Source organism: Streptomyces sp. (genome assembly GCF_035645055.1).
Taxonomy (GTDB): domain Bacteria; phylum Actinomycetota; class Actinomycetes; order Streptomycetales; family Streptomycetaceae; genus Streptomyces.
This window is the reverse complement of the sequence record NZ_DASQNH010000077.1, coordinates 1-15,257: the sequence shown is the minus strand read 5'-3', so window position 1 is coordinate 15,257 and position 15,257 is coordinate 1. Positions and strand designations below refer to the sequence as shown.

Below are 15,257 nucleotides of genomic sequence, written 5' to 3'. Positions count from 1 at the left end.
GTGAACTTGGACAGGTAGTGGCTGTACGGCAGCACGGCGTGCGACTGGGCGTCGTGGAAGTTGTTGTACCAGATGCCCAGCAGGCCCAGCAGCAGCGGGGCGTTGGCCTCGGGGGGCGCGGTGCGGAAGTGCTCGTCGACCAGGCGGAAGCCGTCCAGCATCTCCTGGAAGCGGGCCGGGCCGATGGCGATCATGAGGGACAGGCCGATCGCCGAGTCGTACGAGTACCGCCCGCCGACCCAGTCCCAGAACTCGAACATGTTGGCCGTGTCGATGCCGAAGTCCGCCACCTTCTCGGCGTTCGTCGACAGCGCCACGAAGTGCCGGGCCACGGCTTCCTGGCCGGTGTTCAGCTCGCGCAGCAGCCAGTTGCGGGCCGAGGTGGCGTTGGTGACCGTCTCGATGGTGGTGAAGGTCTTCGACGCCACGACGAACAGCGTCTCGGCCGCGTCCAGGTCGCGGATGGCCTCGTGCAGGTCGGCGCCGTCGACGTTGGAGACGAAACGGACCGTCAGATCACGGTCGGTGCAGCTGCGCAGCACCTCGTACGCCATCGCGGGGCCGAGGTCGGAGCCGCCGATGCCGATGTTGACGACGTTGCGGATGCGCTTGCCGGTGTGGCCGGTCCACGCCCCGGAGCGGACCCGCTCGGCGAAGTCGGCCATCCGGTCGAGGACCGCGTGCACGGCGGGGACCACGTTCTCCCCGTCGACCTCGACCACCGCGTCGCGCGGCGCCCGGAGCGCGGTGTGCAGCACGGCCCGCCGCTCGGTGGTGTTGATCCGCTCGCCGCGGAACATGGCGTCGCGCAGCCCGAACACGTCGGTCGCGACGGCCAGCTCGCGCAGCAGTCGCAGCGTCTCGTCGGTGACGAGGTGCTTGGAGTAGTCGATGTGCAGGTCGCCGACCTGGAGCGTGTACCCGCTGCCGCGTCCGGGGTCGGCGGCGAACAGCTCCCGCAGCCGCACCTCGCCGAGCTGTTCGCGGTGCTTGGCCAGCGCGGTCCACTCGGGCGTCCGGTTGAGCCTCGTACGGCCGTCTGCGTTCATCTGGAAACTTCAGCCTTCCTCCGTGCCTTGGCGCTGCGCGCCTGCCCCGCTGCCGGTCCCAACCTAATTGATCAGTGGTGGCCCCGAGCTGTCGTGACGCCGTCGTCGGGGACAACAACGGGTACGTCCGGCCGGCTCGCGGGTATCAGCGCGGCGACGGACAGGGCGAAGAAGGCCGCCGCGAGCAGGGCGGGGGTGTTCGCCCCCCAGGCGGTGGCGACCGCGCCGCCCAGCAGTGCGCCCAGCGGGGCCCCGGCGACCGCGAGGGTCCGGTGCGCGGAGCTGACCCGGCCGAGCATTCCGGCGGGACTGCGCTGCTGCATCAGCGTGGTCGTGTTGACGTTCCACACCATCCCCATGAAACCGAACACGGCGAGCGCGGCCACCAGCGCGACCGTGCTGCGCACCGATCCCATGACGACGAGCGCGCCGAGCTGCGCGGTCCCGGCGAGCAGCACCGCCCGCAGCCGCCCGACACGGCCGGCGATCCGGCCGTTGACCGCTCCCCCGGCGAGACTTCCCACGGCGTACGCGGTCAGCGCCACCGCGTATCCCGTCTCGCCCGCGCGCAGCCAGTCGGTCACCAGGACCACCAGGGTGGCGATGAGGGCGCCCATGCCGATGTTGCACAGGGCGGTGGCGGCGCACAGTCCGCGCAGCGCCCGGTCCCGGCCGAGGGTACGCAGCCCGTCCGCGATCTCCCGGCGCAGGGTGCTGCCCGCCGGTCCGGCCGCGCGGTCGGGCGCGGCGGTGCGCAGGGTGGCGACCAGTGCGGCGGCCAGCAGGAAGGTGACGGCGTCGGCCGCGAACGGCAGGGCGGCGCCGGCGACGAGCAGCAGCGGTACCACGGGCCCGGCGAGCAGACCACCCGCGATCCGCTGACCGGTCATCAGACGGGCGTTGGCACTGCCGAGCGCGTCCGGGGGGACCACGGCGGGCAGCAGGGCGGTGGCGGCGTTGTCGAAGAGGGTCTGGAGGGTGGTCAGGGTGAAGGCCAGCACGATCAGCAGAGGGATCGAGGCATGGCCGAGCGCCACGGCCACCGCGAAGCCGGCGACCAGCAGTCCGCGTACGGCGTCCACGGTCCACATGGCCCGCCGCTGGTCCACCCGGTCGGCCACGGCGCCGCCGAGCAGCCCGAAGAGCAGCCAGGGCAACTGGCCGCAGGCGGTGACGGCCGCGATGAGCAGCGGTTCGTCGGTCAGGGTGACGGCCAGCAGGGGCAGCGCGGCGGTCCGCAGCGCGTCCCCGAAGCCGGACAGCACGGCGGCGCTCCACAACCGTCCGAATCCCCCGCGCCACAAGGGCGCGGACCTGCCCTTCGCCTCGGCCGTCATCAGCACTCCCCCGCACGATTCGCCTGGTGCGCACACCGTAGAGGGCACCACTGACAATCGGTCCGCGAGCGGTCCGCCGGCGGTGGGGGAAACAGCTCCGGCCAGGCACCCTTCAGGTACCCGGCCGGTCGTCGTCTCTCAGATCTCGCCCCGGAGTTTGGCGAGCGCCTCGGCGAGGATCGCCTCGCCGTCCGCGTCGCTGCGCCGCTCCCGGACGTACGCGAGGTGCGTCTTGTAGGGCTCGGTGCGCGGCGGGTCCGGCGGGTTGTCCCGGTCCTGTCCGGCCGGGAAGCCGCAGCGCGGGCAGTCCCAGGTGTCGGGAACCTGCGCGTCACTGGCGAAGCTCGGCTGCGTCTCGTGCCCGTTGGAGCACCAGAAGGAGATGCGCAGACGCGGCGCGGACTCGCCGCGTTCGGCCTCACCCATCGGCCCCGCCCCGACCCGGCTTCCTCGGATCGCGTTGCCACTTGCCACGGTCGTAACTCCCTGCGTGATGGTGCCGCGAAGCGCGTCGGCGTTTCGCTTCGCTGCGAGCGCCCCAGTCTACGTAAGGCCCAACGCGCGTCCAGTGTTTGGAGTTACAGACCCCGCACTCAGACGCAAGCCCCATGATAGGCCGCGCTCCGGGGCGCGTACCGAACATGGGGCGTTACGTGCGGAATCGTGCTGACCTGCGGGAGGCCGGCCGGGTCGCCGGGTCGTTCAGCCGACCTTCACCAGAAGGCCGAGCACGACAATGCACGCGAACCACAGCAGACCGACCACGACGGTGATGCGGTCGAGGTTGCGTTCGGCGACGGAGGAGCCGCCGACGGAGGACTGCATGCCGCCACCGAACATGTCGGAGAGGCCGCCGCCCTTCCCCTTGTGCATCAGCACCAGCAGCATCAGCAGCAGGCTGAAGACGATCAGGGCGATCGAGAACCCCATAACCACGGCTGGACCAACTTCCTCGGCTTCGGATGGACGACGGGGGCACAGCTCCGGCTGTGCCCCCGCAAGGGTACGACGTTACGCCGCTACCGCATACTCACTGGTCGACTCACTGCTCGCGGAAGCGCACGATCTTGACGAACTCGTCCGCGTCCAGCGAGGCGCCGCCGACCAGCGCGCCGTCGATGTCGGCCTGCGCCATGATCTCGGCGACGTTGCCGGCCTTGACGGAGCCGCCGTACTGGATGCGGACCTTGCCGGCCACGTCCTGCGAGTACAGCTCGGCGATCTTGCCGCGGACGGCGGCGCAGACCTCCTGGGCGTCCTCGGCGCCGCAGACCTTGCCGGTGCCGATGGCCCACACGGGCTCGTAGGCGATCACGATCGTCTCGGCCTGCTCGGCCGGGAGGTCCTTCAGACCACCCTCGACCTGGGCGAGGGTGTGGGCGACGTGGTTGCCCGCCTCGCGGACCTCCAGTTCCTCGCCGACGCACAGGATCGGGGTCAGGCCGTGCTTGAAGGCGGCCTTGACCTTGGCGTTGACGATCTCGTCGGTCTCGTTGTGGTACTGGCGGCGCTCGCTGTGGCCGATCGCCACGTACGTGCACTTCAGCTTGGCCAGCATCGAGCCGGAGATCTCGCCGGTGTAGGCGCCGGAGTCGTGCGCCGAGATGTCCTGGGCACCGTACTTGATCTTGAGCTTGTCGCCGTCGACCAGGGTCTGCACGGAGCGCAGGTCGGTGAAGGGCGGCAGGACGGCGACCTCGACGGCCTCGTAGTCCTTGTCCGCGAGGGCGAAGGCGAGCTTCTGGACGTGGGCGATGGCCTCCAGGTGGTTGAGGTTCATCTTCCAGTTGCCCGCCATCAGCGGCGTGCGCGTGCTCATGTGTGGTCAGTCCTCCAGTGCGGCGAGACCGGGGAGCGTCTTGCCCTCGAGGTATTCGAGGGAGGCGCCGCCACCGGTCGAGATGTGATCGAATGTTCCGCCGGAAGAAGCCTTCTCGTCGAAGCCCAGAGTGCGGACGGCCGCGGCGGAGTCGCCGCCGCCGACCACGGTGAAGCCCGGGGCGTCGATGAGGGCCTGGGCGACCGCCTTGGTGCCCTCGGCGTAGTCGGGGTGCTCGAAGACGCCCATCGGTCCGTTCCAGAAGACGGTGGCCGCGTCGGCGAGCTTAGAGGCGTACAGCTTGCGGGTCTCGGGACCGATGTCCAGACCCTCCTGGTCGGCGGGGATGGCGTCCGCGGCGACGGTGGTGGGGTTGGCCGGGGCCTTGGTCTTCAGGTCCGGGAACTCGGACGAGACCAGGACGTCGACCGGCAGGACCAGCTCGACGCCGTTCTTCTCGGCGCGCTCCATGTACTCCGTGACGACCGGGATCTGGTCCTCCTGGAGCAGGGAGATGCCGACCTCGTAGCCCTTGGCCTTGAGGAAGGTGTAGGCCATGCCGCCGCCGATGAGGAGGCGGTCGGCCTTGCCGAGAAGCTGGTCGATGACGGCGAGCTTGTCGGAGACCTTGGCGCCGCCGAGGGCGACCACGTACGGGCGCTGGACGTCCTCGGTGAGCTTCTTCAGGACGCCGACCTCGGTGGCGATGAGGTGGCCGGCGTAGTGGGGGAGCTTCTTCGGCAGGTCGAAGACCGAGGCGTGCTTGCGGTGCACCGCGCCGAAGCCGTCCCCCACGTAGACGTCGGCGAGGGCGGCGAGCTGCTCGGCGAAGGCGTCCCGCTCGGCGTCGTCCTTGCTGGTCTCGCCCGCGTTGAAGCGCAGGTTCTCGATGACGGCGACCTGGCCGTCGGCGAGGCCCGCGACGGTGGACGTGGCGGAGTCGCCGACGGTGTCGGCGGCGAAGGCGACGTCCACGCCGAGGAGTTCGCCGAGCCGGGCGGCGGCCGGGGCGAGCGAGAAGGCCGGGTCCGGGGCACCCTTGGGGCGGCCGAGGTGGGAGGCGACGACCACGCGGGCGCCGGCCTCGGCGAGGGCCTTGACGGTGGGCAGCACCGCCCGGATGCGGCCGTCGTCGGTGATGGTGGTGCCGTCCAGCGGCACGTTGAGGTCGGCGCGGACGAAGACCCGCTTGCCCGCGACCCCGTCGGCGAGGAGTTCGTCGATCGTCTTCATATCAGGGGGCTCCTGAGGAGGCTCGTTCTGGCTCGTGACCGGATGGCTCGTGACCGGATGGCTCGTGCCGATGACCAGGACCGATCCTAGAGAGGCGGGCCGGTCGTGACGTGAGTCAGGGCCCGGGCCGCGCGTCCCTGCGCCTGGCCCGAGCCCTGCTCTCACTTCAAGGTGCCTGCTTCAGCCGATCAGAGCTGGCCGCCGACGAAGACCGTGAGGTCGACGAGGCGGTTGGAGTAGCCCCACTCGTTGTCGTACCAGCCGATGACCTTCACGCTCTTGCCCTCCTGGACCATGGTCAGGGAGGAGTCGAAGGTGCAGGACGCCGGGGCGTTGACGATGTCGGAGGAGACGATCTCGTCCTCGGTGTACTCGAGGATGCCCTTCAGCTCACCCTCGGCGGCCTTCTGGAAGGCGGCGTTGATCTCTTCCTTGGTGACCTCGCGGGACAGCTCGACGACGAGGTCGGTGACCGAGCCGGTCGGGACCGGGACGCGCATGGCCATGCCGTCCAGCTTGCCCTTGAGCTGCGGGAGCACCAGCGCGGTGGCCTTGGCGGCACCGGTGGTGGTCGGGATGATGTTCTCGGCGGCGGCACGGGCGCGGCGCAGATCCTTGTGCGGGAAGTCCAGGATGCGCTGGTCGTTCGTGTACGCGTGCACCGTCGTCATCAGGCCCTTGACGATGCCGAAGTTCTCGTCGAGGACCTTGGCCATCGGCGCCACACAGTTGGTGGTGCAGGAGGCGTTGGAGATGACGTGGTGGTTCGCCGGGTCGTAGGTCTCGTGGTTGACGCCCATGACGATGGTGACGTCTTCGTTCTTCGCCGGGGCGGAGATGATGACCTTCTTGGCGCCGCCGGCGATGTGCTTCTCGGCGTCTTCCTTCTTGGTGAAGATGCCGGTCGACTCGATGACGATGTCGACGCCCAGCTCGCCCCACGGGATGTCGGCGGGGTTGCGCTCGGAGAGCACCTTGATGGTGTGGCCGTCGACAGTGATCGTGTCGGCGGTGTGCGTGACCTCCTGCTTCAGACGGCCCAGGATGGTGTCGTACTTCAGCAGGTGAGCGGTGGTCGCGGTGTCACCCAGGTCGTTGACAGCCACGATCTCGATGTCTGCACCCTGCTCCAGCAGCGCGCGGAAGTAGTTACGACCGATGCGGCCAAAGCCGTTGATGCCTACGCGGATCGTCACGAACCGATCTCCTCGTTGGTACGCCGGCTCCATTGTCGCCGGCGAGCTCTATTTGGGATGTCCCCGACCGCCTCCGACCCTACCTCCCCGAAGCCTCCGGGGTGACATCGAGACGGCCCATACACGGCAGGCCGGTCCGTACCCGCCAGTAGGGGTACGGACCGGCTCAACTGTGGCGGGTCGCGCTCAGGTGCGCCGGCCCCGCCGTCAGTCGTCGAGCGCGGTGAGCGCCCGGCCGATCAGCCTCGTCCGGTCGGCCGCCGCGGTGACGTGCTCCAGGCCGAAGCCCAGCAGCACGGTGTCGTCCGTGGTGACCGCGCCGTACGTCCTGAACAGCTCCCCGGAACGGCCCCAGTCCCGCACCACCGCGGGGCTGCCGGCCGGCGGGCCGGGGGTGGACCAGGCGCCGAGCGACGTCTCGAAGCCGTCCGTCTGCCGTGCCGTGCCGCCGATGACGACGGAGGCGTCGTCGACGAGCACGCCGTGGCCGCCGGAGCCGGGGTCGGTGACATAGCTCAGGGAGAGTTCCACCGTCTTGCCGGCGTATGCCGAAAGATCGAAGGAAACCTCCTGCCAGCCCGCTGAGGCGCCGGTGAGGCTGTGCCACGCGCCGCTGGTCCCGGTGGGCGCGCAGCCGTCGTCACCGAGCGTCAGATACCGCCCGAGGGCGGGGTGCGCCTGGATGAAGTACCCGGCCTCGCACTCGGCGGGCACGGCGGTGCCGGTGGCGCCGCCCGCCTCCGGGAGGGTGGTCCAGTCGTCGGCTCCGGCGGTACGGGCCTCCAGCAGCGCGTGATCGTAGCCCTGCTCGGTGTTCCACAGCAGGCGGGTGCGCAGGGCGGGCCGGTCGGAGGCGCTGACGCCGGTGAGGTCCACGGTGCGGGTGAGGCGGTTCCAGGCGTAGTCGGAGTGCGTGACGGCGGCCATGGAAGTGCCCGCGTACGGCCCGTACGGGTTGACCGTGCCCGGGTACCGGCCGGCGCCCGCGCTCGCGAACTGCGGGAACGTGGTGACGGGCAGGGTCTCGGAGGTGACGCCGAAGGATCCGGCCGCGTTCAGCGGGTTGCCGGGCGCGTCGCCGAGCGGCGTCTTCAGGCCCGCGAGGGCGCCCGTGCCGTCGAAGCCGGTGACCCCGGGGAGGGTCGTACGGGTGTAGGCCCCCAGGTAGTACTGGCTGAAGTCGTTCGACAGGGTGCCCCCGCCGAGGTCGACGGAGCCGCCGGCGCTCTCGCCCGCCTCGATCAGCTCGCCGCCCTCGTTGAGGTAGGCGCGCAGTTCCAGCTGGGTGGCGTTGCCGGGGCGCGCGGCGCCCGTGTAGTGGACGACCGTGCCGAAGTGGCCGAGGACGCCGAGCGCGTCGGGGGCGCCCTGCCGGGCCACGTCCCAGACGACGGCCTTCTCGCCGTTGGCCTTCAGCGCGTCCACGTAGGTCTGGGCGTGGGTCGCGGCCTGGCCCTCCTCGGCGACGACGAGGACGTCCGCGCGGGGCCGCTCGGCGACGGTGTAGGTGAAGTGCTCGCTCTCGGTCCGCTTGCCGGAGCGGGTCTCGCCGGTGAACCAGACCTCGACCTTGTCGCCGGGCTCGCCGTCGGCGACCCTCGCGCGGTACTCGTCGAAGTACAGGTTGTCCTCGCCGCCGTAGGTCTCGCCGCCCTTCCAGGGCCGCAGGGCCATGTCCTCGACCCGGCCGCCGTCGACGCGGTACTTCAGCTCCTTGTCGCGCACCGACTTGCGGGCGACGACGGAGACTTCCTGGTGGGCGCCGCGCGAGTAGGAGGTGGTGAACGCCGCCGGGGTGAAGTCCGGGGCGGCCGTGCCGACCGAGGACTTCGGCTGGTCGGGGCGGGCGGCGGACTCGGCGACGGAGAGCGCGAACGGGATGTTCTTCGCGAACTCCTGCTGGATCAGCCTCTCGTCGTCCGGGAAGGTGAAGACCGACGCGCAGTCCTCGGCCTTCCACGCGTCGTTCGGGTCCGCGTTCGACACCGTCTGACAGGTCGACATCTCCGGGGTGAACATCGCGGTGCCGTTGACGTTGGCCGCGTGACCGTCCGCCTCGCCGTTGGTGGTGTACAGCTCGGAGGAGACCTGCGGGTGGTATCCGGGGACCGCCGGCTTCTCGGGGGTGCCGGCGAGCGCCTTGTAGAGCACGTCGTCCGGGGTCTCGGTGGCGACCTGCCAGCCCACGCCGTAGAGGATCAGCTCGGCGGCGGAGTGGTAGTTGATGCCGTACTCGAAGCCGATGCGCTTCTGGAAGCGGTCGATGGCCTGGGTCTCGGGCTCGGAGTTCGGTCCGGCGCCGCGGTAGGTCTGGCTGGTGGGGTAGGGGGAGGAACCCTCGTCGTCGTAGCCCCACTTGTAGGCGAAGTTGCGGTTGAGGTCGACGCCGTCGCCGACCGTGAAGGCGCCGTCGCCGTTGATGTCGCGCATGTTCTTGCGCCACTGGCGGTCGCCGTCGGCGGCGTGGGTGAAGTCGTAGCCGTCGGGGTTGGCGGAGATGACGAACCACAGTTCGGTGGTGTCGACGATCTTCTTGACGCGCTTGTCTGTGCGGTAGCTGTCCAGGTAGTGGTGCATCAGCCGGCGGGTCATCTCCGGTGTGATCCACTCACGCGCGTGCTGGTTGGACAGGTACAGCACGGCGGGCCTGGCGCCGTCCTTGGTCTTCTTGGCGTTCTTGGTGAGCTTCAGGGCGAGGATGTCCTGCCCCTGGATCGTTTTGCCGAGGGAGACCACCTTGGTGAGGCCGGGGTGCCGCTGCCCGGTCCTGAGGATCTCCTCCTTGATGCCGCCCGGTCCGCTGTACGGCCGGTAGACGCCGTCCGCGGCGGCTGCCACGCGCGCGCGTGCCTTCGCGGAGAGGGTGTGCTCCTTCAGGTCGACACCCTTCTGCTCCAGCTGCGCGGCCTGCTTGTCGGTGAGGTAGACCTCGACGGAGGCGGTACCCCGGTCGGGGGCCTGCTCGCCGAGTTCGTGGGCGTCCTGCCCGGCCGCCAGGAGCAACGGGATCTGCTGCTTGGTGACCTCGGCGCGGAACACCTTCACTTCCTCGGCGCCGGTTCCCGGGGAACGTCCGTTCTGCGCCTGGGCGATGGGTGCGATGCTCGCTCCGCCGATCAGGAGCGTGCCGATAGCGAGGATCGATCTCGCTCTGTGTCTCATGAACCCCCCTGCTGGTGGTTCGCCACAGCGGCGAATAGGTGCCAGGCTCATGACAGATCATGATCGAGTCAAGGGTGCCTCCAGGGAGACTCCCGGCCGCGAACACGCCGGTGCCGACGCCCGTTCGGACGTCGGCACCGGCGTGTTGACGAGGTGGTGGCGAGAGGTTGACGGAGGGTCAGCCCGCGAGGTTGTCGGCCAGTTCCTCGGAAAGGTTGGCCTCCGTGCCCGGGATGCCCAGGTCGGCGGCGCGCTTGTCGGCCATGGCCAGCAGCCGGCGGATACGGCCCGCCACGGCGTCCTTGGTGAGCGGCGGGTCGGCGAGCGCGCCCAGCTCCTCCAGGGAGGCCTGCTTGTGCTCCATCCGCAGCCGGCCGGCCGCGGCGAGGTGCTCGGGGACGTCGTCGCCGAGGATCTCCAGCGCGCGCTGGACGCGGGCACCCGCGGCGACCGCCGCGCGGGCGGAGCGGCGCAGGTTGGCGTCGTCGAAGTTGGCCAGGCGGTTGGCGGTGGCCCGCACCTCGCGGCGCATCCGGCGCTCCTCCCAGGCCAGCACCGACTCATGGGCGCCGAGCCGGGTGAGCAGGGCGCCGATCGCGTCGCCGTCCCGGACGACCACGCGGTCCACGCCGCGCACCTCGCGGGCCTTGGCGGCGATGGAGAGCCGGCGGGCGGCGCCGACCAGCGCGAGCGCGGCCTCCGGACCCGGGCAGGTCACCTCCAGGGAGGAGGAGCGGCCCGGCTCGGTGAGCGAGCCGTGCGCCAGGAAGGCGCCGCGCCAGGCCGCCTCCGCGTCACAGGTGGCCCCGGAGACGACCTGCGGGGGCAGCCCGCGGATGGGCCGGCCGCGGCCGTCCACCAGGCCGGTCTGCCGGGCCAGCTGGTCGCCGCCCGCGACGACCCGCACCACGTAGCGCGAGCCGCGGCGCAGCCCGCCCGGGGCCATCACGATCAGTTCCGAGCTGTGCCCGAAGATCTCCAGGATGTCCCGCTTGAGCCGCCGGGCCGCCATCGCGGTGTCCAGCTCCGCCTCGATCACGATGCGCCCGCTGACCAGGTGGAGGCCGCCGGCGAACCGCAGAATGGCGGAGACCTCCGCCTTCCTGCAGCAGGTCCGGGTGACGGGGAGCCGGGAGATCTCGTCCTTCACCGCTGCCGTCATCGCCATGGGCCGATCCTTCCATGCATCCGAAAAATACGGTCGTACGCGGCGGCCAGCAGCTCGGGGTCGTGCCGAGGAGATCCGTCCCTCCGCGCCACCGGCGCCAGCTCGACCGCGGCCCCGAAACGCTTGGCGGCGTCGGTCAGCGAGTCGCGGTCGGGCACGGCGGCCTCGTCGGCCAGCACCACGTCCAGGGCGAGTTTAGGGGCGTGTCGTCCCAAAACCTCCAAATGACGCTGCGGGGAGAAGCCGTCGGTTTCTCCGGGTTGCGGAGCGAGGTTGAGGGAGAGGACCCGGCGCGCCTTGGTCTCCACGAGGGCGTCCAGCAGCTCGGGCACGAGCAGGTGCGGGATGACGGAGGAGAACCAGGAGCCGGGGCCGAGCACCACCCAGTCCGCGTCCAGGACGGCCGCGACGGCCTCCGGGACGGCGGGCGGGTCGTGCGGGACGAGGTGCACGGACTGCACCTCGCCGGGGGTGAGCGCGACGGTGGCCTGGCCGCGGACCGTGTCGACGTCGTCGGGCCGGTCCGGGTCGTGGCCCTTGACCAGGGCCTGGAGCTCCAGGGGTACGGCGGACATGGGCAGCACCCGCCCGTGCGCGCCGAGCAGCTTGCCGACCAGGTCCAGGGCTTGCACATGGTCGCCCAGCTGCTCCCACAGGGCGACGATCAGCAGATTGCCGACCGCGTGTTCGTGCAGGTCGCCCTGGGACTGGAAGCGGTGCTGGATGACCCGGGCCCAGGTCTGGCCCCAGTCGTCGTCCCCGCACAGCGCGGCCAGCGCCTTGCGCAGGTCACCGGGCGGCAGCACGCCCAGCTCGTCGCGCAGGCGCCCGCTGGAGCCGCCGTCGTCGGCCACGGTGACGACGGCGGTGAGGTCACCGGTGATCCGGCGCAGCGCGGCGAGCGAGGCGGACAGGCCCATGCCGCCGCCGAGGGCGACCACCTTGGGCTGGGCCCCCCGACGGCGCGCCCTGCCGCCACGGGGCTCGGCGGACCGCCCGCCGCGGCCCTCGGGGAGGGCGCGGCGCAGTCTGCTCAGCCGCGGAGAACGTCCGGTCATTCGCGTCCCATGTCCCGGTGTACGACCACCGTCTCCACCCCTTCGGCCGCGAGGCGGGCGGCCAGCTTCTCCGACATCGCGACCGAGCGGTGCTTGCCGCCGGTACAGCCGACCGCGATGGTCACATACCGCTTGCCCTCCCGGCGGTATCCGGTCGCGATCAGCTGGAGCAGTTCCGCGTACCGGTCCAGGAACTCCTTGGCGCCGGGCTGGTTGAAGACATAGCCCGAGACCTCCTCGTTCAGACCGGTGAACGGGCGCAGCTCCGGGACCCAGTGCGGGTTGGGCAGGAAGCGGCAGTCGACGACCAGGTCGGCGTCGACGGGCAGCCCGTACTTGTACCCGAAGGACATCACGGTGGCCCGCAGCTCGGGCTCCTCCTCGCCGGCGAACTGGGCGTCCATCTTGGCGCGCAGCTCGTGCACGTTGAGGCTGGAGGTGTCGATCACCAGGTCGGCGTCGCCGCGCAGCTCGCGCAGCAGCTCCCGCTCGGCGGCGATGCCGTCGACGATCCGGCCGTCGCCCTGGAGCGGGTGCGGACGGCGCACCGACTCGAAGCGGCGCACCAGGGCCTCGTCGGAGGACTCCAGGAAGACGATCCGCCGGGTGACGCCGCGCGTGTCGAGATCGGCCAGGGATTCGCGCAGATTGTCGAAGAAGCGACGGCCGCGCACGTCGACGACGACCGCGATCCGCGCGACGTTGCCCTGGGAGCGGGCGCCCAGCTCCACCATGGTGGGGATCAGGGCGGGCGGCAGGTTGTCGACGACGAACCAGCCGAGGTCCTCCAGGCACTTCGCGGCCGTGGAGCGGCCGGCCCCGGACATGCCGGAGATGATCACCAGCTCCGGGATGGCCGCCTCGGGGACCCCGTTGGCCTCGACGCCCGTGTTCACCTGCGCTCCGTTGCTCTGGGACTCCTGACGGGTCCGGCTCTCACCGGACTCCCTGGGTGTTTCCTGGGCGTGGGCCGTCCGGGCTTCCGGATTCCCGGTCGCGCGCTGCGGCCCCGCTGTGGGCTGTGTCTCGTGCTCGGTCATGTCTCCTGCCCCCGTCGCTCGTCCGGGGCGCCCGTGGGCACGGGCTCCCCTGGGGCATCCGCCGTCGTCTCGGGTGCCCCGTCTTCCACGTCATCCATGATCTCTCCGGTCGCCGTGTTCACGGCGGGTGCGGCCGGAGCCGCCTGAGCGAGGGCCGCGGCGATGGTCTCGGCCGTCTTGCGGCCTATACCGGGAACCTCGCAGATCTGGTCGATTGTCGCGGATCGCAGCTTCTTCACCGAACCGAAGTGCTTGATCAGCGCCTGTTTGCGGGTCGCGCCGAGTCCGGGCACGTCGTCCAGCGGGCTCGACCTGATGCGCCTGCCCCGCTTGCTGCGCTGGTAGGTGATCGCGAACCGGTGGGCCTCGTCGCGGACGCGTTGCAGCAGGTAGAGGCCCTCGCTGGTGCGGGGCAGGATGACCGGGTCGTCCTCGCCGGGCAGCCAGACCTCCTCCAGGCGCTTGGCGAGACCGCAGACGGCGATGTCGTCGATGCCCAGCTCGTCCAGGGCCCGCCGGGCCGCCGCGACCTGCGGCCGGCCGCCGTCGACCACGACGAGCTGCGGCGGGTAGGCGAACCGCTTGGGGCGGCCGTCGTCCTCGGTGAGCGAGGGCGCCGCGTCCGTGCCGCCGGCGAGACCGGGCTCACCGTCCTCGGCCCACTCCCCCGTCCTCTCCTTCTCGGCCAGATAACGCCGGAAGCGGCGGGTGATCACCTCGTGCATGGAGCGGACGTCGTCCTGCCCGGTGCCGTGCCAGAGCTGCGTGTCCCCGGCCCGGCCCTTGATCTGGAACCGCCGGTACTCGCTCTTGCGCGCGAGCCCGTCCTCGAAGACGACCATGGAGGCCACCACGTCCTCGCCCTGGAGGTGCGAGATGTCGTAGCACTCGATCCTGAGCGGGGCGCTGTCCAGGCCGAGGGCGTCGGCGATCTCCTCCAGGGCGCGCGAGCGCGTGGTCAGGTCGGAGGCGCGCTTGGTCTTGTGCAGCACGAGCGCGTGCTGGGCGTTGCGCTGCACGGTCTCCATGAGGGCCTTCTTGTCGCCGCGCTGCGGGATGCGCAGGGAGACGCCGGAGCCGCGGCGCTCGGTGAGCCACTGCTGGACGGGCTCGACCGGGTCGGGCAGCGCGGGCACCAGGACCTCCCTGGGGACCGCGTCGCCGGTCTCCTCGCCGTACAGCTGCTGGAGGGCGTGCTCGACCAGGGCGCCGGTGGTGATCTCCTCGACCTTGTCGGTGACCCAGCCGCGCTGGCCGCGCACCCGGCCGCCGCGCACGTGGAAGATCTGCACGGCCGCTTCCAGCTCGTCCTCGGCGACCGCGATCAGATCGGCGTCGGTCGCGTCGGCGAGCACGACCGCGTTCTTCTCCATGGCCTTCTTCAGGGCCTCGATGTCGTCGCGCAGCCGGGCCGCCCGCTCGTACTCCAGCTCCTCGGCGGCCTCCGCCATCTGCTTCTCCAGACGGCGCAGGTACGTGCCCGTGCGCCCCGTCATGAAATCGCAGAACTCGTCCGCCAGGTCCCAGTGGTCGTCGGCGGAGATCCGGCCGACGCAGGGGGCGGAGCACTTGCCGATGTAGCCGAGCAGGCAGGGGCGGTCGGTGCGGGCGGCGTTCTTGAAGACGCCGGCCGAGCAGGTGCGCACCGGGAAGACGCGCAGCAGCAGGTCGACCGTGTCCCGGATGGCCCACGCGTGCGCGTACGGCCCGAAATAGCGGACGCCCTTCTTCTTGTGGCCGCGCATCACCTGCACGCGCGGGAACTGCTCGTTCATCGTCACCGCGAGATACGGGTAGCTCTTGTCGTCGCGGTACTTGACGTTGAAGCGGGGGTCGAACTCCTTGATCCAGGAGTACTCCAGCTGCAGGGCCTCGACCTCCGTGGACACCACCGTCCACTCCACGGACGCGGCCGTGGTCACCATGGAGCGGGTGCGCGGGTGGAGGTTCGCCAGGTCCTGGAAGTAGTTGGCCAGGCGCTGGCGCAGGCTCTTCGCCTTTCCGACGTAGATCACCCGGCGGTGCTCGTCCCGGAACTTGTACACCCCCGGGGAGTCCGGGATCTGTCCCGGCTCGGGGCGGTAGCTGGAGGGGTCGGCCATGTCTCACACCCTACTGGCGAGGACCGACACTCCGGCGGGCCGTGGCCGGTGCCCGCGGCCTTCCGCGAGATGACGCAGGGGAGGGCACTCGTC

12 protein-coding genes are annotated in these 15,257 nt (G+C 70.9%); all 12 read right to left on the bottom strand.

Going from position 1 to position 15,257, the window contains the following annotated elements:
* A partial coding sequence (gene pgi / locus VE614_RS26235) for a glucose-6-phosphate isomerase (protein WP_324942104.1) occupies window positions 1–1,049 on the bottom strand: 1,049 nt, incomplete at its 3' end.
* 71 nt (window positions 1,050–1,120) lie between these two features.
* Entirely contained in the window at window positions 1,121–2,386 is a 1,266-nt protein-coding gene (locus tag VE614_RS26230; protein WP_324942101.1) for an MFS transporter, read from the bottom strand.
* Window positions 2,387–2,524: 138 nt separating this feature from the next.
* On the bottom strand, window positions 2,525–2,860 hold the full coding sequence (locus tag VE614_RS26225; RefSeq protein ID WP_003957010.1) for an RNA polymerase-binding protein RbpA: 336 nt from the start codon (window positions 2,858–2,860) through the stop codon (window positions 2,525–2,527).
* 228 nt (window positions 2,861–3,088) lie between these two features.
* A complete protein-coding gene (gene secG, locus VE614_RS26220) occupies window positions 3,089–3,316 on the bottom strand; it encodes a preprotein translocase subunit SecG (protein ID WP_043499836.1) in 228 nt (75 codons plus the stop codon).
* Window positions 3,317–3,428: 112 nt separating this feature from the next.
* On the bottom strand, window positions 3,429–4,205 hold the full coding sequence (tpiA, locus tag VE614_RS26215; RefSeq protein WP_324942064.1) for a triose-phosphate isomerase: 777 nt from the start codon (window positions 4,203–4,205) through the stop codon (window positions 3,429–3,431).
* Between the two features lie 6 nt (window positions 4,206–4,211).
* Complete coding sequence (locus VE614_RS26210) at window positions 4,212–5,438, bottom strand: phosphoglycerate kinase (RefSeq protein ID WP_324942061.1); 1,227 nt, start codon at window positions 5,436–5,438, stop codon at window positions 4,212–4,214.
* Window positions 5,439–5,626: 188 nt separating this feature from the next.
* Window positions 5,627–6,634: a type I glyceraldehyde-3-phosphate dehydrogenase gene (gene gap, locus VE614_RS26205; RefSeq protein ID WP_324942058.1), complete on the bottom strand. Its 1,008-nt coding sequence runs from the start codon at window positions 6,632–6,634 to the stop codon at window positions 5,627–5,629.
* 207 nt (window positions 6,635–6,841) lie between these two features.
* A complete protein-coding gene (locus VE614_RS26200; protein ID WP_324942055.1) occupies window positions 6,842–9,796 on the bottom strand; it encodes a M14 family metallopeptidase in 2,955 nt (984 codons plus the stop codon).
* Window positions 9,797–9,974: 178 nt separating this feature from the next.
* Window positions 9,975–10,964 carry a DNA-binding protein WhiA gene (gene whiA, locus VE614_RS26195; protein WP_086170825.1) on the bottom strand — a complete coding sequence of 330 codons (990 nt, stop codon included), beginning with the start codon at window positions 10,962–10,964 and terminating at the stop codon, window positions 9,975–9,977.
* Window positions 10,955–12,022 (bottom strand): uridine diphosphate-N-acetylglucosamine-binding protein YvcK, encoded by a 1,068-nt coding sequence (locus VE614_RS26190; RefSeq protein ID WP_324942050.1) that lies wholly within the window; start codon window positions 12,020–12,022, stop codon window positions 10,955–10,957. The genes whiA and VE614_RS26190 overlap by 10 nt, the downstream gene beginning before the upstream one ends.
* On the bottom strand, window positions 12,019–13,062 hold the full coding sequence (gene rapZ / locus VE614_RS26185) for an RNase adapter RapZ (protein WP_324942047.1): 1,044 nt from the start codon (window positions 13,060–13,062) through the stop codon (window positions 12,019–12,021). Before rapZ ends, VE614_RS26190 begins: the two co-directional genes overlap by 4 nt.
* A complete protein-coding gene (uvrC, locus tag VE614_RS26180; RefSeq protein WP_324942044.1) occupies window positions 13,059–15,164 on the bottom strand; it encodes an excinuclease ABC subunit UvrC in 2,106 nt (701 codons plus the stop codon). The genes rapZ and uvrC overlap by 4 nt, the downstream gene beginning before the upstream one ends.
* Between the last annotated feature and the right edge of the window lie 93 nt (window positions 15,165–15,257).